The organism is Allopontixanthobacter confluentis (genome assembly GCF_009827615.1).
Taxonomy (GTDB): Bacteria; Pseudomonadota; Alphaproteobacteria; order Sphingomonadales; family Sphingomonadaceae; genus Allopontixanthobacter; species Allopontixanthobacter confluentis.
The window spans coordinates 17,983-37,034 of record NZ_WTYU01000001.1 but is presented as its reverse complement, the minus strand read 5'-3'; the positions used below and the strand labels follow the sequence as shown (position 1 = coordinate 37,034).

At 59.2% G+C, this 19,052-nt stretch carries 18 protein-coding genes, 1 tRNA gene and 1 pseudogene; 8 read left to right on the top strand and 12 right to left on the bottom strand.

Annotated features, from left to right (window positions below; genetic code table 11):
- Positions 1–296 precede the first annotated feature (296 nt).
- Positions 297–833 carry a transcription termination/antitermination protein NusG gene (gene nusG / locus GRI44_RS00155; protein WP_160599309.1) on the bottom strand — a complete coding sequence of 179 codons (537 nt, stop codon included), beginning with the start codon at positions 831–833 and terminating at the stop codon, positions 297–299.
- Between the two features lie 69 nt (positions 834–902).
- Positions 903–1,097, bottom strand: a complete 195-nt coding sequence (gene secE / locus GRI44_RS00150; RefSeq protein ID WP_160599308.1) for a preprotein translocase subunit SecE — start codon at positions 1,095–1,097, stop codon at positions 903–905.
- Between the two features lie 298 nt (positions 1,098–1,395).
- On the opposite strand from secE, the gene GRI44_RS00145 reads away from it, so the two are divergent.
- On the top strand, positions 1,396–2,913 hold the full coding sequence (locus GRI44_RS00145; RefSeq protein WP_160599307.1) for an alanine/glycine:cation symporter family protein: 1,518 nt from the start codon (positions 1,396–1,398) through the stop codon (positions 2,911–2,913).
- A gap of 441 nt (positions 2,914–3,354) precedes the next feature.
- Here the strand turns inward: GRI44_RS00145 and GRI44_RS00140 are convergent.
- Positions 3,355–3,430: transfer RNA gene (locus GRI44_RS00140), tRNA-Trp, on the bottom strand.
- A 168-nt stretch (positions 3,431–3,598) separates the two neighbouring features.
- Here GRI44_RS00140 and aat point away from each other — a divergent pair.
- On the top strand, positions 3,599–4,411 hold the full coding sequence (gene aat / locus GRI44_RS00135) for a leucyl/phenylalanyl-tRNA--protein transferase (RefSeq protein WP_202386107.1): 813 nt from the start codon (positions 3,599–3,601) through the stop codon (positions 4,409–4,411).
- Between the two features lie 35 nt (positions 4,412–4,446).
- Here the strand turns inward: aat and GRI44_RS13920 are convergent.
- From GRI44_RS13920 to GRI44_RS00115, 4 genes and pseudogenes are all read right to left on the bottom strand, one after another.
- Positions 4,447–4,620: pseudogene (locus GRI44_RS13920) on the bottom strand (DUF2155 domain-containing protein); the annotation flags it as partial.
- Positions 4,621–4,859: 239 nt separating this feature from the next.
- On the bottom strand, positions 4,860–5,258 hold the full coding sequence (locus GRI44_RS00125; RefSeq protein ID WP_160599306.1) for an NADH:ubiquinone oxidoreductase subunit NDUFA12: 399 nt from the start codon (positions 5,256–5,258) through the stop codon (positions 4,860–4,862).
- Between the two features lie 109 nt (positions 5,259–5,367).
- On the bottom strand, positions 5,368–5,850 hold the full coding sequence (locus tag GRI44_RS00120; protein WP_160599305.1) for a DUF192 domain-containing protein: 483 nt from the start codon (positions 5,848–5,850) through the stop codon (positions 5,368–5,370).
- A gap of 2 nt (positions 5,851–5,852) precedes the next feature.
- The gene (locus tag GRI44_RS00115) at positions 5,853–6,443 is read right to left on the bottom strand and encodes a regulatory protein RecX (RefSeq protein WP_160599304.1); all 591 of its coding nucleotides are present in this window, start codon (positions 6,441–6,443) and stop codon (positions 5,853–5,855) included.
- 128 nt (positions 6,444–6,571) lie between these two features.
- On the opposite strand from GRI44_RS00115, the gene GRI44_RS00110 reads away from it, so the two are divergent.
- A complete protein-coding gene (locus tag GRI44_RS00110; RefSeq protein WP_160599303.1) occupies positions 6,572–8,326 on the top strand; it encodes a fatty acyl-AMP ligase in 1,755 nt (584 codons plus the stop codon).
- A 3-nt stretch (positions 8,327–8,329) separates the two neighbouring features.
- Here the strand turns inward: GRI44_RS00110 and GRI44_RS00105 are convergent, their stop codons facing one another.
- Positions 8,330–9,844, bottom strand: a complete 1,515-nt coding sequence (locus GRI44_RS00105; RefSeq protein ID WP_160599302.1) for a DUF389 domain-containing protein — start codon at positions 9,842–9,844, stop codon at positions 8,330–8,332.
- Positions 9,845–10,027: 183 nt separating this feature from the next.
- Here GRI44_RS00105 and GRI44_RS00100 point away from each other — a divergent pair, with 183 nt between their 5' ends.
- From GRI44_RS00100 to GRI44_RS00090, 3 genes are read left to right on the top strand one after another with little or no spacing between them, the layout of a single operon-like run.
- Complete coding sequence (locus GRI44_RS00100; protein ID WP_160599301.1) at positions 10,028–11,248, top strand: toxic anion resistance protein; 1,221 nt, start codon at positions 10,028–10,030, stop codon at positions 11,246–11,248.
- Positions 11,248–12,048: a hypothetical protein gene (locus tag GRI44_RS00095; RefSeq protein WP_232842927.1), complete on the top strand. Its 801-nt coding sequence runs from the start codon at positions 11,248–11,250 to the stop codon at positions 12,046–12,048. The genes GRI44_RS00100 and GRI44_RS00095 overlap by 1 nt, the downstream gene beginning before the upstream one ends.
- The gene (locus tag GRI44_RS00090) at positions 12,048–12,344 is read left to right on the top strand and encodes a polyhydroxyalkanoic acid system family protein (protein WP_160599300.1); all 297 of its coding nucleotides are present in this window, start codon (positions 12,048–12,050) and stop codon (positions 12,342–12,344) included. The genes GRI44_RS00095 and GRI44_RS00090 overlap by 1 nt, the downstream gene beginning before the upstream one ends.
- 66 nt (positions 12,345–12,410) lie before the next feature.
- Here the strand turns inward: GRI44_RS00090 and GRI44_RS00085 are convergent, their stop codons facing one another.
- Complete coding sequence (locus GRI44_RS00085) at positions 12,411–12,851, bottom strand: DUF2721 domain-containing protein (RefSeq protein ID WP_160599299.1); 441 nt, start codon at positions 12,849–12,851, stop codon at positions 12,411–12,413.
- 239 nt (positions 12,852–13,090) lie between these two features.
- Between GRI44_RS00085 and GRI44_RS00080 the strand changes: the two genes are divergently transcribed.
- A complete protein-coding gene (locus tag GRI44_RS00080; RefSeq protein ID WP_160599298.1) occupies positions 13,091–13,633 on the top strand; it encodes a biliverdin-producing heme oxygenase in 543 nt (180 codons plus the stop codon).
- Positions 13,630–16,197 carry an HWE histidine kinase domain-containing protein gene (locus tag GRI44_RS00075; RefSeq protein ID WP_160599297.1) on the top strand — a complete coding sequence of 856 codons (2,568 nt, stop codon included), beginning with the start codon at positions 13,630–13,632 and terminating at the stop codon, positions 16,195–16,197. Before GRI44_RS00080 ends, GRI44_RS00075 begins: the two co-directional genes overlap by 4 nt.
- Here the strand turns inward: GRI44_RS00075 and GRI44_RS00070 are convergent.
- The 3 genes from GRI44_RS00070 to GRI44_RS00060 all read right to left on the bottom strand — a co-directional run bounded on the left by GRI44_RS00070 (position 16,167) and on the right by GRI44_RS00060 (position 18,989).
- Positions 16,167–17,033 (bottom strand): class I mannose-6-phosphate isomerase, encoded by an 867-nt coding sequence (locus GRI44_RS00070; protein WP_232842926.1) that lies wholly within the window; start codon positions 17,031–17,033, stop codon positions 16,167–16,169. The two genes, GRI44_RS00075 and GRI44_RS00070, sit on opposite strands and share 31 nt — an antisense overlap.
- Positions 17,030–18,133, bottom strand: a complete 1,104-nt coding sequence (locus GRI44_RS00065) for a mannose-1-phosphate guanylyltransferase (protein ID WP_160599296.1) — start codon at positions 18,131–18,133, stop codon at positions 17,030–17,032. Before GRI44_RS00065 ends, GRI44_RS00070 begins: the two co-directional genes overlap by 4 nt.
- Before the next feature lie 94 nt (positions 18,134–18,227).
- Positions 18,228–18,989 (bottom strand): energy transducer TonB, encoded by a 762-nt coding sequence (locus GRI44_RS00060; protein WP_160599295.1) that lies wholly within the window; start codon positions 18,987–18,989, stop codon positions 18,228–18,230.
- Between the last annotated feature and the right edge of the window lie 63 nt (positions 18,990–19,052).

Below are 19,052 nucleotides of genomic sequence, written 5' to 3'. Positions count from 1 at the left end.
TTTCACACTGTCGGCGCGTTCTTCAAAACGTGCCTCATGTTAAGCGGTAATACGGGGCCCCAACTGGAATGGAGCGGCCCCTCCCGCATGGTTTTTTCCGAAACTGTTGTTTGGGAAGGCGCGCAAATAGCGGAAGCAGCGCAAATTGCAAGAGATTCGCGCTTTACGAAGGCAGCCAGCCGGGATGCCCAGGCACCCGATGCAAAAAGGCGCCCGCGATGGGGCGCCCTTGAACAATTCGCGGCCCGCCCGACGCCGCTGCAAATACGCAGCGGCAGGACGGATTGCGCGGCGCCTTACTTGGCCAGTTCGACCTGTTCGAAATCCAGTTCCACCGGCGTTGCCCGCCCGAAGATGGACACCGAAACCTTGACCTTGTTCTTGTCGAAATCGAGTTCTTCGACCACACCGTTGAAGCTGGCGAAGGGGCCATCCAGAACCTTGACCGAATCGCCGATTTCGTAATCGACGCTGACCTGCTTCTTGGGGGCGGATTTGGCAGCTTCCACACCGCCGAAATAGCGCGCGGCTTCGGCTTCCGAAATCGGCTGCGGCTTGTTGTTGGAACCGAGGAAGCCAGTAACTTTCGGCGTGTTTTTGACCAGATGGTAGACATCATCAGTCATGGTCAGCTTGGCCAGCACGTAGCCGGGCATGAACTTGCGTTCTACCTGAACCTTCTTGCCGCGCTTTACTTCGGTGATGGTTTCGGTCGGCACTTCGACTTCTTCAACCGCTTCGGACAGGCCCAGCCGCTCCGCTTCGGAAATGATTGCGTCGCGAACCTTGTTCTCGAACCCGGAATAGGCGTGGATGATGTACCAGCGAGCCATAGTGTATCCTGTGTTTGGTAAATGTGCCCCGGCCTGCGCGGAAACGCGTCGGCCCATGGCTTGAAGCCGTCAGGCGATGGTGAGAAGCCAGCGCACGATGGCGCCAAACAGAGTGTCAATGCCAAGGAAAAACACCGAGAGAATGACCATCATGATCGCCACGAAAATGGCGGTTGTCACAGTTTCCTGCCGCGTGGGCCAGACGACCTTGCTGGCTTCGGTTTTCACCTGACTGAAGAACTGGCTTGGGTTGGTCTTTGCCATTTACTCGCGCTTTCGCTGCTTTGAAAAAAATCCTGTCTACCGGGATGGGGGCATCGCCGCCCCGGTTCAAGTCCGGGAGGGGCTTTAATACCAACATATGTCGGAAAACGCCGTTCGTTTAGGCTGCACTGCCGCCAAACGCAAGACCATCTGGAACAGAGCCGGCCAGGGCGCAATTGCCCGGCGGCGCATCATTGGCCCGATTCATTCGGTAACAGGCGAAACTTGGGGCTGGTCTTGTCTGCCCTGCGCCTTTAGCGTGGCGCGCTTTACGGGACGCATAAGGGGGAGCCTGTTCATGGCCGCAAATCCATCCGGGGCAGAAGCCTGGATTCAACCAATCACCAACGTGTCGGATTTCATCTGGGCTGGCCTGTGGAATGGGCAGGAGGTTCTGCCCTTCCCGCCAATGACCCTGATTCTGCTCGGCATCGGCCTGTGGGTCATGGTGGGCCTCAGATTTTACCCCATCGTAAAGCTGGGCAGCGCCTTTGCCGGCCTGTTCAAGGGCCGCAAAAGTGCAGGTGCCGGTGAAATTTCGCCGTTTGCAGCGTTGTCGACAGCACTTTCGGGACAAGTCGGCACGGGTAACCTTGCCGGTGTGGCAACGGCCATCGCCCTGGGCGGGCCGGGAGCGATTTTCTGGATGTGGGTCACGGCCCTGTTCGGCATGGCGCTGGCCTTTGCGGAAGGCTCGCTCGCCATTCGTTACCGCGAAACAACCGCTGACGGCACCTATCGCGGCGGCCCGATGAGCTACATCATGATGGGGCTTGGTCCCAAATGGACATGGCTGGCAGTCGTTTTCTGCCTTGGCACACTGTTTTCCGCGCTGGTTACCGGCAATGCCATCCAGTCCAATGCGGTCGCGGACGGGCTGAACGAATTGTTCGGCATTGAAGAATGGGTCGGCGGCCTGATTGTGGCGGGCGCAGTGTTCGTGGTGATCATCGGCGGGATCAAGTCGATCGGCAATGTCGCGGAAAAGGTCGTGCCATCCATGGCAGGCGCTTACATCGTGATGGCCGTGATCGCGCTGATCCTCAATTTCAACGATCTGGGCGAAACATTCTACCGCATCTTCTACGGCGCGTTCAATCCGCAGGCAGCAACCGGCGGCTTTGTCGGCGCGGCCATCATCATCGCGCTGCGCGCCGGTGTGGCGCGGGGCCTGTTCTCCAACGAGGCGGGTCAGGGTTCGACCCCGATCGCTCACGCTGTGGCACAGACCAATGATCCGGAACAGCAGGGCCGCATGGCCATGCTCGGCACATTCATCGATACGGTGGTGATCTGCACCATGACCGCGCTGGTCATTCTGACGGTGGAAGGCAATTTCACCGGCGGCGGCCAGCCTGTGATCCATGCATGGCAATCTGACCTCACTGGTTTTGCCATGACATCAGGCGCATTTGCCGCGGCATTCCCGATGGAAATCGGCACCGTGCCGATTGGCACGCTGGTGGCCAGCGTGGCCTTGCTGCTGTTTGTGTTCACCACGCTGCTGACCTGGTCATATTACGGCGAACGCGCGATCACCTTCATCTATGACCGCGTGCCTGGCTCCACCCTTCGGGGTGAGAAGATGTTGCATTACATCTGGCGCGTGCTGTGGTGTGTGGCGATTTACATCGGCGCGGCGCAACCATCCGAACTGGTCTGGCGCCTGGGCGATATTTCCAACGCGGCCATGGCCCTGCCTAACCTGCTGGCGCTGGCATTGCTGTCAGGCGTGGTGTTCAAACTGGCCAAGGGGGACCGGACCGCTGGCCCAGATCACCGGGCCAAGACCGCCGAACCGCCAGAAGAATATTAACGGCAATACTGCCGCAAACAAAAAGGGCCCGGTCGCGCAAACGACCGGGCCCTTTTTTGTGGTGTTGGATTATTTCCTGAAAAACAGGCGCGAGAAAAAGCCGGGTTCTTCCAAAGGCTGGATCGGGCCGAGTTTGCGGTGACGCAGATTGGCATCACTATAGGGCCGCGGCGAAATCCAACCATCAGGAGGACTGCTGCGAAAGCTCAAGCTAGACATGATGACCGTCCTTTTAAAAAAGGTTTCTCAACCATTCATCGCTCCAAACGTGCAGCTGGTCGCACTGGTTCCCGGATTTACGATGAATGGATTTTGACGCATGGATGGCGGGCCACAAAACCGCGCTCTATTGCGGAGGGGCAGACACGCAAAATCCGCGCGCAAACTGGCGCTGTCACATCGGGATTTTGGTGAGAAGGCCGACGTTGGGCCGGTATTGCCTGGCAGGAGCGGAGGGACTCGAACCCACGGCCCTCGGTTTTGGAGACCGATGCTCTACCAACTGAGCTACGCTCCTGCAGGCAGCCGCGCCTCTAGAGCGGCGGCGGCGGGAAGGCAAGACACCTTTGCGAAAGACAGGTGACTATCTTGCTCGCCCTGCCCCGTCTGGTGGGTGTGGGCGGGCAATCTGCTTTAGTTTGCAAACTATAGCAGATTGCCCGTCTTCACGCTAAACTGCCGTTCCATGTCAGCCGCCCTCCCTTCTGCTTCATCGGCCATAATACCGTCAGACCTATTGCTGATGGCCTATCGCAGCGGGATTTTCCCGATGTCGGAAGGGCGGGACGACGAGGAGATATTCTGGGTCGAGCCGCGCGAACGGGCCATTATACCGCTCGACGGGTTCCGCTGTTCAAAATCGCTACGCAAGATTGTGCGGCAGGATCATTTCCGCGTCACCTGCAACCAGGCGTTCGAGCGGATCATTGAAGCGTGCGCTGCCCCGCGCGGGGATGAAGACGGCAGCTGGATCAGCAACCGGATCGAGGCCAGCTATCTTGCCCTGCACCATGCCGGACATGCCCACTCCATCGAAGTGTGGCGCACCCCAGAAATGGGCGGTGATATGGGCGGCGACCTGGTTGGCGGGCTGTATGGGGTAAGTTTCGATCAGGTATTCTGCGGGGAAAGCATGTTCAGCCGCGCGGACAATGCATCAAAGGTGGCGCTGGCATGGCTGGTGGCAATCTTGCGGCAAAGCGGCGCAAAGCTGCTGGATTGCCAATTCATGACCGACCATCTGGCAACCATGGGGGCCATTGCCCTGCCGCAGGAACGCTATCTGGATTTGCTCGAAAACGCCCGCGCCAGGGCAGATATGTCCGTGCCGGACGCCTATGCCGCGTTGTTGACCGCCGCATCGTCAGGCGCTGGTGCCGGTTCAGCAGGAACAGCGGCAGATGGTTTGGCCGCATCCTTATCATCAGCGTCAGCCGGATCGGCCCCTGAGGTTTCGCCAGGGAAATTCATCGCGCAGTCCTTGACCCAGACATCGTAGATCGGATGTTCCACCACGTTGAGTGACGGGGACTGTTTGAATAGCCAGCCGGAAAAAACCTTGCGCCAGTCCCGCGCGCCGCCTGTATCGCGCACCAGAACCTGAACGAATGCGCCGGTTTCCTTGGGCAATTCCCATGGCGGGGTACGTTCACACGCGGACAGGCGAATGATGACATTGCCCAGCCGGCGCGATTCGCCCGGCTTCATTTCCAGATCCTGCGACAGGTTGTTGCGTTTGTTCAGCAGGCCAATGGTGGCCACGCGGTCCGCCATGGGCGTTGCGCCGGCATCAACCGCAACCGGCGCTTCAGGCTTTGCGGCCTGTTGCAATTCTTCGGGAATATCCGTTTCTTCAGCTTCAGGCACGGGCGCGCCTTGCGAACAGGCCGCAAGGACCAAGGTCAACGGCGCCAGCACAGCGGTTGCAGAAAAAACCCTGCGCATGGTCAGCTGTCCGGTGTCCACGCTTCGTAATCGCCGGTGGCGTGGGCGCGCTTGCCGCCGCGTTCCAGCGCCCCTTGCGGACGGTATGCGCCGTGTGTGCCAGTGGCATTGGGCGTGTAATCCACTTCCCAGATATGTGCTGGCGGAAGGTTGCTTTCCGGCACGTCATCACCAGAACCGTGCAGCCAGCCATGCCATTCCGCTGGCACGCGGCTGGCATCATTGGCGCCTTCATAAATGACCCAGCGCCGTTCGCGCGCGCCATCGGGCGTCTTGCGGGCGCGAAAATACGCATTGCCCTGCACATCAGTGCCAACCTGTTCGCCATGACGCCAGCTGTTCAGCGCCGTGCCAATGGTGGCGCCGTTCCACCAGGTGAAAATCTTGCCTAGAATGCTCATGCAATAAACCTCATGCGGCGCGCGGTTACCCGATAACGGCGTGTTGGCCAAGCACGAAGCGTATCAGGCATTCTTGCCATTTCAGGCATTCCTACCATTTCAGGCATTCTTACCATTCCACTTTGTCGCCTGCCACAATGCCCAGTTCCGCCGCGCGGCCACCGCGCAATTCCAGCACCAGGCTGGCCATGCCTTCCGATGATACCGATTGCAGCGAATATGGCACCGTGTTGGCGGCAATATTGCTGATGCGCCCATCCGTGCCAACAAAGATGATGTCGAGCGACAGGGGCGTGTTCTTCATCCAGAAACTGGCCTGAGAATATCCATCGCGCGGAAAAATCATGCCTTCATCCGGGCCAAGCTGCGTCCGGAACATCAGACCCCTGGCCTGTTCCATCTGGCTGGCGGCCACTTCCACGCGGAAGCTGTGGCGTTTCTTGCCATTGGTCACTGTCAGCGGCACAATTTTCAGGCCGGATACAGGGTGCACCGCTGCCGGTTTTGTCACGGCAGGAGCGGCTTCGGCAGCAGGCTGCGGAGAACAGGCCGCACATAAAGCCAGCGCCGCGCTTAACAGAATGGTTCGCATAATCAGGAAAATTCCTCTTCTTCGCTGCCGCCAGCAAACTCGTTGGCCCAATTTTCGGCCGCAGCACCGCTTGCCGCATCCATTATAGCGCGCACGCAATCAAATCCATGCCCTGCGCGCAACATTGCGGCGATTTGTTTTTCCCGCTTCTCGCGGTCCGGGGTGTCAAACGCAAACGGGCCGAAGCGGCGTTTTCGCGCCATCGCCAAAGCGGCCTGGCGAATCGCATGGTCGCCCGGCTGCACTTCCGCGCGGATCTGTTCATCCACCCCGGCAGCATTCAGCGCCTGCGCCACCCGCCGTGGGCCATAACCGCGCCGCAGCAGGCCGCCACTGCGCGATCGGGCGTAGGCAGCATCGTCAATATAGCCCAATTCGACAAACCGGCCTGCGATTGCGCGCGTATCCGGCTGCTCGCTTTCATCCTCGTTCCACCCCCGTTCACGCAGTTTGCGCTGTAGATAGGTTTCAAGCTTGGCTGCGGTGGTGGCAAAACGTGCTACATAGGCCAGGCCAAGCTCCTGCAACCGCTGCTGATCCAGCGGGCGCGGGGGCCGCTTTTTGCGGGATTGTGGATGATCGCGTTCGGTCATTGGCCTTATTCGTGCCACAGTCTGTATGAAATGGGAAAGTTTGCAATGCTGCCGGTCGTAATTCAGCATTGCTTTAATATGATGGAAGCGCCCTGAAAGCGCGTAGATGACGGGTTTCGTAAGAAAATATGACCGATGCCACAGTTACGCCTCAGGCGTTGAAACCAACGCCCAACGATTGTCCGTTGCCCCGCAGGCGTTCGGATTTCGCGACCTTCACCGATGCGGTCGATTACGCGGCGCAAAGCGCCAAGGGGCTGAATTTCCACGATATGCGCGGCACGCTGGAACGCGTCTATACCTTCCGGGAAATGCGCGACGATGCGCTGGCCATGGCCAGCCGGCTGATTGCTGCGGGCATCGGCAAGGAAGACCGCGTGGCGCTGGTGGCAGAAACCGGCCCGGAATTTGCCGCGCTGTTCTGCGGCGCAGTCTATGCCGGCGCGTGGCCCGTCCCGCTGCCACTGCCGACCACCTTTGGCGGAAAAGACAGCTATATTGATCAGCTGGCAGTCCAGTTGGAAAGCTCTGACCCGAAATTATTGCTCTATCCGGCAGAAATTTCTGAAATGGCTGCTGCTGCAGCTGCGCGGCAGGGCTGTGAAGGCATGGACTGGATCAGCTTTGCCGCGCTGGATGCGCCCGAATGCGATCTTGCCCCGCCATCACCGGACGATATCTGCTATCTGCAATATTCCAGCGGCTCCACCCGTTTCCCCACCGGCGTCGCGGTGACGCACCGCGCCTTGCTGGATAATCTGGCCGGCCACGCCATTTCGATGGATATCGGCAGCAATGACCGCGTGGTCAGCTGGCTGCCATGGTATCATGACATGGGGCTGGTCGGCTGTTTCCTGTCGCTGATTTCCAACCAGGTTTCGGCTGATTATCTGAAAACCGAGCATTTTGCCCGCCGCCCGCTGGCGTGGCTTGATCTCATCAGCCGCAATGAAGGCACCACGCTCAGCTATTCGCCTACATTCGGCTATGATATTTGCGCCCGCCGCATTTCCAGCCAGAGCCATGTGGCCGAACGGTTCGACCTGTCCCGCTGGCGCACGGCGGGCAATGGCGCGGACATGATCCGGCCTGACGTGATGCAGCATTTCGTCAACGCTTTTGCCGAAGCCGGGTTCAAGGCCAATGCCTTCACCCCCAGCTACGGCCTTGCCGAAGCCACGCTGGCTGTGACCGTGATGCCGCCGCGTGAAGGCATCAAGGTTGAATTGGTGGAAGAAGAAAAACTGTCCGGCACCCCGCGCGACCTGTCGCGCCCCGCCCGCTATCGCGCCATTGTCAATTGCGGCAAGCCGATTTCCGGAATGGAAGTGGAAATCCGCGGCCCCAAGGACAGCGTGAAATCCGACCATCAGATCGGCAAGGTCTGGTGCCGCGGCACCAGCGTGATGCATTCCTATTTCCGCAACCCGGAAGCGACCGAGGAATGTCTGGTCGATGGCTGGCTGGATACAGGCGACATGGGCTATATGGCCGATGGCTATCTGTTCATCGTGGGCCGCGCCAAGGACATGATCATCATCAATGGCAAGAACCATTGGCCGCAGGACATTGAATGGGCGGTGGAACAGCTGCCCGGCTTCAACCATGGCGATATTGCCGCCTTCAGCGTGGAAACCGAAAATGGCGAGGAAGCGCCCGCAGTGCTGGTCCATTGCCGCGTTTCGGACCCTGACGAACGGGTGAAACTGCACGAACAGATCCGCGACAAGGTGCGGTCCATCACGGGCATGAACTGTGTGGTGGAACTGGTGCCGCCGCGCAGCCTGCCGCGCACCAGTTCCGGAAAATTGAGCCGGGCCAAGGCCAAGCGGCTGTATCTGTCAGGCGACATCCAGCCATTGGAACTGCCCTTCGCTGCGTGAGCGCTATTCGCCGGGTTTGAGCCACCCGACTGTCAGCCGCCCACTGCGAGTTTCCGTTTCAATGGCCACGTCTTTGGCGGCAATGATGGCGCGTGCCTTTTCCACCTCGTCGGCGGGGCCAGCCAGCCGAATTCCGGCATCAAGCCGCTGCGCTGCCCAGGCCACAACCGCCATTTTCGCCAGACCGTCAGCTGTCGGCTCGCCATCTTCAAAAATGATGGCAGGCAGCGGTAGCGGCGGCGGGATCAGTTCGATCTGCCACTCAGGCTCGGTGCTGCTGATACGCATTTCCAGCGCGCGATAGGCAGCCAGCGTGGCCCCATCCAGCACGGCAGATTTGACCAGTGCGCGCCGCCGCTGCCGATCGACCAGCACGTCATCCTCAGGCACGCCTGCGATCAGCGCCAGCCGCTGCGCCAGTGCATTGGCGCGTTCATTGGCCACTTCTTCCTGCCGGCTTGCAGACGCCAGCTGCGCTTTTTCAGCCGCTGATTTGCTGGTCCCCACCTGATATTGCGTCAGCACCAGATTGACAGGCGCATCCAGCGCCCTGCCGATAGACCGGGCACCGCGCGCTTCTGCGTCATCCATCAGTCTGGGCGTCAGAATCGTTGCCGAAACCTCGATCGGCTCGCGGTCGAAATTAATGTCGAGCTGGGAAATCCTGCCCCGGCCATCAAATTCATCCATCAGTTCTGCCTGCACCTGACGCGATGCGTTGGCTTCCCAGGCAATGGTCCGCAGCGCATAGCCCAGCGGCACAGCCAGAGCCACGAAAGCGAAAATGATGATGATGTTCTGGAACTGCGTTTGACGGCTGCTGAGGGTGGTGCGGAACCCATAGATCCGCGCCATCACGGCAGCGGTCAGCGCAATGGTCATGAGATTGGTGAAGAACAGCAGCAGCGCGCCGGAAAATACCGTCCAGTTAACCGTCGCGATACCAAAGCCGACCACTGCCAGCGGCGGCATCAAGGCCGTGGCAATGGCCACGCCGACAATGGTGCCTTCACGCCCCCGGATCATGGCATAGGCGCCGGCCAGCGATGAAAACAGCGCCACCAGCAAATCAAACAGATTGGGCCGCGTGCGCGACGCGATTTCAGTCGTCACGGTCTGCAATGGTGACAGGAACACCACCAGCGCGCACAAGCCGATGGCCACCAGCGAACCATAGGCAAGTGACTTGGCCGAATGGCGCATCCAGCCAAAATCCCCGATGGCCATGGCAAAACCAAGGCCCATGATCGGGCCCATCAACGGGGACAGCAGCATCGCGCCGATCACCACTGCTGGCGATGACAGCAACAGGCCCAGAATGGCAATGCCGCCAGACATGGCAATCATGAACATGTAACGCGATGTCATGGCGCCGTCTTCACGGCGTTTTTCAATCACTGCTGCCTGATCGACCGTGCCGACAACGGCATCACGCCACCATCTGCGCCAGCTGAGGATGACCCAGCCAAACGATTGCGAGACGGGTTTTGGCGGCGTTGCCGGGTCGTCCTGTGTCATTGTGCCCCTGGCGATGATGCGTACTGCGGTAAAGCGTTAGCGTGATTGTTTTTCATATGAAAGGATGGACGAAGCCTGCGCCATGCGGCAAAAATCTTGAACTTCGTGTCTTATGACCTTAATACACTGTCGAAAGTTCAATTTCGCTGCCACTGGCAGCCACGCAAAAACAGGTATCAACAGATGAGCGCATCGCAGAACAATGGCCAAACCAGAACCGCTACCGCGATTGATCTGGAATTGACCGCGCCCGATCCGGTGCCGAAGGTGACTGCCGAAAAGGCCGCCGGGCTGGTTCCTGTATCCGAGGAAATTCAGTCCAAATTGCAGACCAAGGTCGATTCATTTGTGGCCGACCTGATCGCAGCAGATGCCAATTCGCCTGAATTTGGCCAGAAAGTGGATCAGCTGACCAATATGGGCCGCAAGGAAATTGCTGCCGCCTCGCAAATGTCCAACCGGTTCCTCGACCGGCCGATCCGCGCGATGGACAAGGATGAAGGCGTAGGCGCCGATCTGGCGGAATTGCGCCGCGTGGTGGAAGACCTTGACCCTGGCAAGCGGGGCAAATTGTCCGGCCCACGCAAGATTCTCGGCATCATTCCTTTCGGCAACAAGCTGACCAATTATTTCCGCAGCTATCAAAGCGCGCAGACGCATATCCAGTCCATCCTTGGCAATCTTGCGTCGGGCAAGGACGAGCTGATCATGGATAATGCCGCCATTGATGTGGAACGTCAGAAACTGTGGGAAGCCATGGGCAATCTGGAACAGATGATCGTCATTTCCAAAAGCCTGGATGATAAGCTGGAAGAAAAGGCGCTGGAACTGGATGCGACCGATCCGGCCAAGGCCAAGGCGGTGCGCGAAACCGCGCTGTTCTATGTTCGCCAGCGGACGCAGGATTTGCTGACCCAGATGGCCGTCAGCGTGCAGGGTTATCTTGCGCTGGACCTGGTCAAAAAGAACAATGTCGAACTGGTCAAGGGCGTGGACCGCGCCAGCACCACCACCGTGGGCGCATTACGCACAGCTGTGACCGTGGCCGAAGCCATGACCAACCAGCGGCTGGTGCTGGGCCAGATTACCGCGCTCAATGAAACCACCGCCGGCATCATCGATTCCACCAGCACCATGCTGCGCGACCAGACCGGCAAGATTCACCAGCAGGCCGCCAGTTCCACCATCCCGCTGGAAACATTGCAGCGCGCGTTCCAGAATATCTACGATACGATGGATGAAGTTGACCGGTTCAAGCTGGAAGCGCTGTCTTCCATGAAGCAGACCGTCAATGTGCTGTCGGATGAAGTGCAGAAATCCAAAGGCTATATCGCCCGCGCCGAAGGGCAGGCGCAAGCATCAAAGCAGGTGAGCGAATCCAGCCTCCTGTCGATTGAAGGCTGATGGCCGACCTTACCCGGGATAGCGACCGCATCATGTCGGCTGCAGGCAACAGCCTGCAAGTGCAGCGGCAGGGCGGGCGCCGTGTGTCCATTGGCAAGGGCTCAGCCGAACTGAAAACGCAGCATATGGTGCGCAAGGTCAAGCGCATCGTGATGGCGATTGGCGCCATTGTGATTGCCGCGATGATGGCAGGCCTGATTATTGACGGGATCGGTTTTGCAGGCGTGATGGTGACTTTCTTCGCCATTCTTGCGGCAATTGCCGCGTTCACCGTTTTTCCCAAAATGAAAGTGCCCAACCGGGCTGATCTGACCAAGGGCGATGTTGCGCAAATGGTCGGACGGACGGAATTGTGGCTGGAAGCGCAGCGCCCGGCCCTGCCGCCGCCGGCTATCACCATGGTCGATCAGATCGGCGTGCAGCTGGATGCGCTGGGCCTGCAATTGAAGACCATCGATCAGAACCACCCCGCAGCACGCGAAGTGCGCAAGCTGGTGGGTGAACATCTGCCCGAAATGGTCGATTCCTATCGCAAGGTGCCTACCCAGCTGCGCGGCGAGACACGCGCCGGCGCAACCCCCGACCAGCAATTGACGGAAGGGCTTGGCCGGATCAGCGCAGAAATTGACAGTGTGACCCGGCAGCTGGCTGATGGCGCGCTGGACGATCTGGCGATAAAACACCGTTATCTCGATTATAAATATGGCAATGCCGCTGATGGTTCAGCCGGAATGATCCCCGCCATGAAACCGGGCATAGTACCGGGCAGGACCCCTGATACGAACAAGGATACCAATTGATGCGCGTTGCCGTACCGTTTGATATACCGCGCGAAACTGTGCGCGATCGCCTGCGCAACCGCAGCCATGAAATTGCCAACCACATTCCGGGCGGAATGGCCGAGGTGATGACCGACTGGCCCAGCGAAGACCGCATGAACCTGACCGTGCGCGCCATGGGGCAGGATTTGAAAGGCACTGTCGACATTGAAGACAGCCAGCTGGTGTTCCAGATTGCCCTGCCGATGGCGCTCAGTTTCATTGAGCCGATGATTGCAGGGGCGATCAAACATCAGGGCCAGAAGCTGCTCAAATAGGGCAAGATTTCCTACTGAATGGCCGCCTCTGTCGAATGGCCGCTCCGTCTTGAATGCCCCCGGGCGCTAGAGTGAGCGGTCAAGCTCCAGATAATCTTCCGGAATGCGCAAGGCGGCCGATGCTTCGCGCGTTTCCTGAAGAAACAGCAGCAGGGCCGTCATCAAAAGACCGATGGCGGCAATGAAGGCAGCCGCGGCCATCTGCGGCAGGTTCTTGTGCACCAGTTCGCCTACAAACAGCAGTACCACGGTCAGGCCAATGGTCAGGCCGCTCAGCACCAGAAGCAAAATGGCGCGGCCGATCAGGTGGATGCGCCGGTCTAGTGAACGGAATTCAAGCACCAGCTGGTCGTGCTCTGCCCCTTCGGTTTCTTTGTGGCGCGCCTGCATCATCCGGCTGCGGTCCACCACCCGGCCAAGGCGAGTGGACAGCAGGTTCATGATATTACCGATAGCCACCAGCACAAAAACCGGTGCAAGCGCCAGTTGAATAGTCTCGGCAATCATCAGAGGCACACCTTGCTTGCAAAAACCGATTTCACAGCCACAAATGGCCTGCAAAAAAACAGGAACCTAACGCCATGTGGAGAATTGATACGCTAGGCGGTTAGGGGATACCAGATGCAGTGCGCAAGCTGTATGCCCCGTTTAACGCCAGGTTGACGCGGTGAATACGATCCCACGTTACTTTGCGTACGGAGGGAAGTGTGTCACCGAAAACGGATCGGCCGAATTTACGATCGCAATTGCGAACCATCACAAAATCCGCGCATGATGCGCTGGACGCCACACTGGGCACGCTCGATTTGGCAGACCGTGATGAATATTGCCAATTTCTGCACATTCAATACGCCGCCCGCGTGCCGTTAGAACAATGGTGCGCCGCCCATATGCCGGGCCATTTGATGCCGCCGCGCCAGTCCGGCCTTATCGCGCAGGATCTGTTCAGCCTTGGATCATCGATGGACGTGCAGTTCCCTGCCTTTGTTCCTGCTGCGGATATTGAACCGCTGGGCATTGCGTGGGCGTTGGGGGGATCATCCATGGGCAACCGTACAATGCTGGCCCGGATGCGCCGCCACAGCGGCGAAGACTGGCCTGCTACATTTCTGGCCGGCGACGCGATGCCAGCCTTTTGGGGCGCGATAAAACCGTTGCTTGACCAACCCGTTTCTGACGCCACAACGCAACGTGCGGCACGCGGCGCCATTGCGGTTTTCGCATGTTTCGAAACCGCAAAGACCTTAAATCCGACGAGCATCACTAATCCGACGAGAATTCCTGCATGAGACTTAATGATCCGCAAGCCGATCTCACCCAGTGCGACCGCGAACCGATACACCAGTTGAACATGATCCAGCCTTTTGGCGGCCTGATTGCTGTCAACAGCGACTGGATCATCACCCACCATTCGGTCAACGCCGGAGAAATTCTGGGCAGCACGGATGATATTGGCGCGGGTATGTTGCTCAGCCAGTTCATTCTGCCCGAAGGGCTGGCCGCCTTGCAGGCAGGTTTGCGCCGGATCAGCCATGCCGATACGGTGGAGCGGATATTCGGTGTGGCCCTGACAAGCAGGGAAGCGCTGCTGGATGTGGCGCTGCATCAGATCGATGGGCATATCGTCATCGAATTTGAACCGCATGATGCCAAATCCCATGCGGACAGTTCCGGCGTTTTACGGCCCATGATCACCGATCTTGACCTGTATCAGGACGAAAACATCCTGTGTCAGAGCGCTGCTGAACATCTAAAAGACCTGCTCCTGTTTGACCGGGTGATGGTCTACAAATTCCATCCTGATGGCACTGGCGAAGTGATCGCCGAGGCTGTGGAAGCTGACCTCGAACCGTTTCTGCACCTGCGCTATCCCAAATCCGACATCCCCCAGCAGGCCCGCGCCCTGTATCTGCGCAACCTGTTTCGCATCATCAGCGATGTGAATGCGGTGCCGGTGCCCATTGAACCCAGTGTCTCGTTCGACGGCCAGACGCTGGATTTAAGCCTCAGCAGCCTGCGGGCTGTGTCGCCCGTGCACATCGAATACCTCCAGAACATGGGTATCGCGGCATCGCTCTCCATATCGATTGTCATCCGCGGCAAATTATGGGGTCTGTTTGCCTGCCACCATCGCACTCCGCGTATTCTGCCCTATTCGCAGCGCACCAGTGCAGAGCTGTTCTCGCAGATTTTTTCCCTGCAGCTTGATCGCACCATTTCGGAACGCAAATCGCAGCTGTGGCAGGATGGGCGCAAGCTACATGACCGGCTGATGGCGCGGCTGGCTGGCGGTGTTTCGCTGGTGGACAGCCTGCCGACACTTGGCCAGGCAATCGCCGATGTCATCCCGCATGACGGGTCCAGCGCTTATGTCGATGGCAATTACCAGAAGCGCGGGATTGCGCCGACCGAGGCTGAATTCCAGGCGCTGGTACGCGGGCTGAACACGTCGGCGACCAGTTCGGTCATTGCCAGTTCCCACCTCGCCCAAAATGTCCCTGCCGCAGCGGCATTTGCCGACCGGCTGGCAGGCGCGCTCATCATCCCTGTATCACGGCGGCCGCGAGATTATTTTGTGCTGTGGCGGCGGCCGTTGAAGCAATCTGTGACATGGGCCGGCAATCCGGAAAAACCGGTTGAAACGTCCAACGGCGAAGCGCGCCTTTCGCCGCGTAAAAGCTTTGCCGCATGGCAGCAGCAGATCGACGACAAGAGCGCTGACTGGACCGAAGCAGAATTGCAAATGGCAGAATCGCTGCGCGTCACCTTGCTGGAAGTCATCCTGAGGGTTACTGACGATGCGGTGCGCGAACTGGCGCGCGCCAAGGAACAGCAGGAATTGCTGATTGCCGAACTCAACCACAGGGTTCGCAACATCCTCAACCTCATCCGCGGGCTGATCAATCAGTCCCGTTCGGAAGCGGGGGATGTCGGCAGTTTCATCGATCTTATCGGTGGCCGCGTGTCGGCGCTGGCCAAGGCGCATGACAACATCACCAAGGAAAACTGGAATCCGGCATCGCTGAAGGAACTGATTACATCAGAGGCCGAAGCCTTCTTCGCGGGCAAGGAAGACCGGATTGTCATCAGCGGGGTTGATGTTCTGGTCGCGCCGGAAGCCTATACCGTGCTGGCGCTGGTGATGCACGAAATGATGACCAACTCGGCCAAATATGGCAGCCTGTGCGACAGCAGCGGCACGCTTGCCATCACGCTGAGCCGCGACATTCATGATGATCTGCTGATCGACTGGCGCGAAATGGGTGGGCCAGCGGTGAAGCCGCCGACGCGCCGCGGTTTCGGCTCGACCATCATCGAACGGTCAATCCCCTATGAAATTGGCGGCGATGCAAAGGTGCATTACAAGCTGGGGGGCGTGCAGGCGCAATTCCTCATTCCCAATCGCTTTGTAACGCAGTACACCCGCGCCATGGAAAGCGCCGACGCCGTCAAAAAACTTAGCGATGAGCAATCGGCGTCTGACAATCCGATTGCCGACGAATTGAACCACGTATTGCTGGTTGAAGACAGCATGATCATTGCGCTGGATTCCGAAGACTGCCTGCGGCAGCTCGGCATTGATACGGTGACAATGGCCAGCACGGTCAAGGCTGCCCTGCGCCTTATTGAGGATGACGCGCCGCAATTGGCCATTCTTGATTACAACCTTGGCGACGAAACCAGCGATCTGGTCGCCCAGAAGTTGCACAGCCTGCGGATTCCCTTCGCCTTTGCCACAGGTTACGGCGAAATGGCGGACGAGCTGAATGAAAAGGGCGCCATGGCAGTGTTGAAAAAACCCTATACCAAGGATGACATTGCTCAGTTGCTGGCGAAATTCACCGTCGCATAGTCTTCGGCGAGGCACTGGCGCACCGGCTGGGTAATCAGGGCTGACAGGGATTGGGAAAAATCCGCGCTGGCAAGGTCTGGCAGCAGGCAGCATTCGCCTGCCCTGACAGTCAGCGTGTCTACCTTTATGGCCCCTGCCAGCGGCACTGCCAGCACGGCGCCAGCATAGCGCGCGAGCACGCTGTCGGTGGGTGCACCTGCCAGCCGGTCTATGCGGAAGACCGGCCCTTCCAGCAGGGGAGTATTGCCCGCCATACCGCATGATTTGCGCAATGCGGCAGGATGGGGCGCGCCAATGGCCACCGCCACCGCCTGATCCAGATGCAGCGCGCGCGGACGCCCGTGATCCAGCCGTCCATAATCGAACAATCGGTAAGTAATGTCGCAATTTTGCTGCACTTCTACCAGGCTGATGCCCGGCCCGATGGCATGCACCGTGCCTGATGGCAGGTAGAAAAAATCGCCCGGCCTCGCATCATGCCATTCCAGCAGATCCTCAATCGAACCGTCCAGTGCAGCAGCGCGCATCGCCTGCGCGCTGATATCCTGTTTGAACCCCAGTGCCAGCCTTGCATTCGGCACGGCATCCAGCACCAGCCAGCATTCGTCCTTGCCGCACTGGCCAGCCGGCATATCCAGATCGGATGGGTGGACCTGGACGGACAGTTTTTCACTGGTGAACAGATATTTCACCAGCACATTGTTCATTTCCGGGGGCACATCAAACCAGACTTCGCCGATCCTCTGGTCGCCTTTGTTGCTGAACGGTGGCGGAAGGCTGCTGCTGCCCCAGATTTTTTCGACCATACGGGGCCGCAGCCTGACGGCTTGTGTCATGCGCCTGCCGCCCCGGGCAGTTTGCCCACATCCTGCGCGGCCGATGCCGACACCACCAATATGTCGTTACCATCGACGACGACGATGATGTCATCTAACCCGACGACGCTGACGCGCGGCCCGTCACTGTCGACCATCACGTTTCGGCAACCGATCAGGTCGGCTGTGCCGGTAACACTGTTGCCGCCGCCACCATCGGTGCGCGCATCGCGAAGCGCGCGCCAATTCCCGATATCGGACCACCCCATGTCGGCCACCACCACCGCTGCCTTTTCGGCATTTTCCATCACCGCATAATCAACCGATTCGCCAGTGATGGACGAAAACTGCGTGCTGTCAGGGTGGATCAGGGCGCTACGCCCCTGAGGGCGACCTTCCTGCCGGCTTTCCCCTCGGGAATTTCCGCCCTGAGCATCGCCAAGCGAAAGCCGGGCATTCTGCGCCATATCCGGCCGGTTATGGGCAAGGCTTTCCAGATAAGCCCCTGCACCAAACACAAAAATACCGGCATTCCAGCAATAGCCGCCATCGGCCAGAAATTCGGCAGCGCGGGCTGCATCGGGCTTTTCAACAAAACGGTCGATCATGTGGCATGGTCCGTCTTGCGGTGATCCGCTTGCCCCGGCCCCTAGCGGCTCGCCAATGCGGATGTAGCCATAGCCGGTTTCGGGGCGGTCTGCCTTGACCCCGATAGCGACCAGCCAGCTATCGCCTGCCAGCACCGCGCCGCTTTGTGCCGCGTGAATGAATGCGGCCTTGTCGGCAATGTGGTGATCGCTGGGGCAGACCAGCATGATGGTGCCTGGGGCAAGAATGGATGCCGCCAGCGCAATGGCTGGCGCGGTATTGCGGCCCACCGGTTCCACAATGATGCGCAAGCCGTCAATATGGCCTGCCTGCGCTTCGATAAAACTGACGTGCTGCGGGCCTGCCACCACAATTGGCGGGGCAAAAACCTGCCGGTCTGCAACGCGGTCCAAAGCGGCTTCGAACAAGGTTAATTCGCCCACCAGCGGGACGAAGGGCTTGGGCCGGGATACGCGGCTGCGCGGCCACAGGCGTGTCCCACTTCCTCCACACAGGATAACCGGTTGAATCACTTTATTTCCCGCTTGTAAATGCCAGCCTGTTCAGGCGCATAAGGTAAATGGTTTTCAAACTTCTTACCCTGCCGCAGCACTTGCCATTCATTTCTCAGAACCACCGCTGGCGCCAGTAAAATGGCGCTGCCACGGGGTTGCCGCTGGCATCCTTGGCAGGTTTGAAACCCAGCCGTTCCACCACCAGCCGGCACGTTATGCGGTCTGCTTCGGCGTCGGGGCTGGCTTTGTAAACGCTGCAATTGGATGCCCTGCCATCCTTACCGACCGTGACTTTGACAATCACTTCGGTGCCCAGACGGGCCGATCTGCCGCCTGCCGGCACAGGATAATCGCGGGCATTGTTGATCGCGCCTGACACATGCACAGGCTTGTTCACCGCGCCGCCGCCCTGCCCGCCATTACCCTGCCCGCCACTGCCCTGCCCGCTGCCGCCATCTCCGCTGCCGGTCCCAGCCCCGCTGCCAGCAGCGCCGGTGCCTTCGCCGCTGTCCCTTGCGCCCGAAGTATTGGCCGTGCCGGTTGCTGCAGCCTTGGGTGCCGGCTTGTCCTTCTTGACCACGATTTTGCGGGTTGGCGCAGTCACAGGCTTGGGCACAGCTTCCTTGCCCTGTTCGCCTGCTGCCCCTTCATCGGCTGCTGGCTCCGGCTCCGGCTCCGGCGGGGTTTCTTCTTCTGGCGTCGAAACGGTGACAGTAAAGGCCGATACGACCGACCGTTCCACACTGCTGGTCATATCGGGCGCAAAAGCCCTTGCCAGGCCATAGATGGCGGCAATGTGCAGCAGCCCGATCAATACCAAAGTCGCCGGTTTGACCTTGCGGGAAGTGGTGGAAAATTTCGTATCAGCCGTCATGCCATATGCCTGCAATTGAAAAACAAGACCCGGTGGCCGCGCCCGAACTGGCCGTTAACCCTC

What these genes read in the sequence shown, in the direction of transcription:
- nusG (WP_160599309.1), bottom strand. Translation starts at nt 833, where the DNA reads ATGGCTCGCTGGTACATCATCCACGCCTATTCCGGGTTCGAGAACAAG.
- secE (WP_160599308.1), bottom strand. Translation starts at nt 1,097, where the DNA reads ATGGCAAAGACCAACCCAAGCCAGTTCTTCAGTCAGGTGAAAACCGAA.
- GRI44_RS00145 (WP_160599307.1), top strand. Translation starts at nt 1,396, where the DNA reads ATGGCCGCAAATCCATCCGGGGCAGAAGCCTGGATTCAACCAATCACC.
- aat (WP_202386107.1), top strand. Translation starts at nt 3,599, where the DNA reads ATGTCAGCCGCCCTCCCTTCTGCTTCATCGGCCATAATACCGTCAGAC.
- GRI44_RS00125 (WP_160599306.1), bottom strand. Translation starts at nt 5,258, where the DNA reads ATGAGCATTCTAGGCAAGATTTTCACCTGGTGGAACGGCGCCACCATT.
- GRI44_RS00120 (WP_160599305.1), bottom strand. Translation starts at nt 5,850, where the DNA reads ATGCGAACCATTCTGTTAAGCGCGGCGCTGGCTTTATGTGCGGCCTGT.
- GRI44_RS00115 (WP_160599304.1), bottom strand. Translation starts at nt 6,443, where the DNA reads ATGACCGAACGCGATCATCCACAATCCCGCAAAAAGCGGCCCCCGCGC.
- GRI44_RS00110 (WP_160599303.1), top strand. Translation starts at nt 6,572, where the DNA reads ATGACCGATGCCACAGTTACGCCTCAGGCGTTGAAACCAACGCCCAAC.
- GRI44_RS00105 (WP_160599302.1), bottom strand. Translation starts at nt 9,844, where the DNA reads ATGACACAGGACGACCCGGCAACGCCGCCAAAACCCGTCTCGCAATCG.
- GRI44_RS00100 (WP_160599301.1), top strand. Translation starts at nt 10,028, where the DNA reads ATGAGCGCATCGCAGAACAATGGCCAAACCAGAACCGCTACCGCGATT.
- GRI44_RS00095 (WP_232842927.1), top strand. Translation starts at nt 11,248, where the DNA reads ATGGCCGACCTTACCCGGGATAGCGACCGCATCATGTCGGCTGCAGGC.
- GRI44_RS00090 (WP_160599300.1), top strand. Translation starts at nt 12,048, where the DNA reads ATGCGCGTTGCCGTACCGTTTGATATACCGCGCGAAACTGTGCGCGAT.
- GRI44_RS00085 (WP_160599299.1), bottom strand. Translation starts at nt 12,851, where the DNA reads ATGATTGCCGAGACTATTCAACTGGCGCTTGCACCGGTTTTTGTGCTG.
- GRI44_RS00075 (WP_160599297.1), top strand. Translation starts at nt 13,630, where the DNA reads ATGAGACTTAATGATCCGCAAGCCGATCTCACCCAGTGCGACCGCGAA.
- GRI44_RS00070 (WP_232842926.1), bottom strand. Translation starts at nt 17,033, where the DNA reads ATGACACAAGCCGTCAGGCTGCGGCCCCGTATGGTCGAAAAAATCTGG.
- GRI44_RS00060 (WP_160599295.1), bottom strand. Translation starts at nt 18,989, where the DNA reads ATGACGGCTGATACGAAATTTTCCACCACTTCCCGCAAGGTCAAACCG.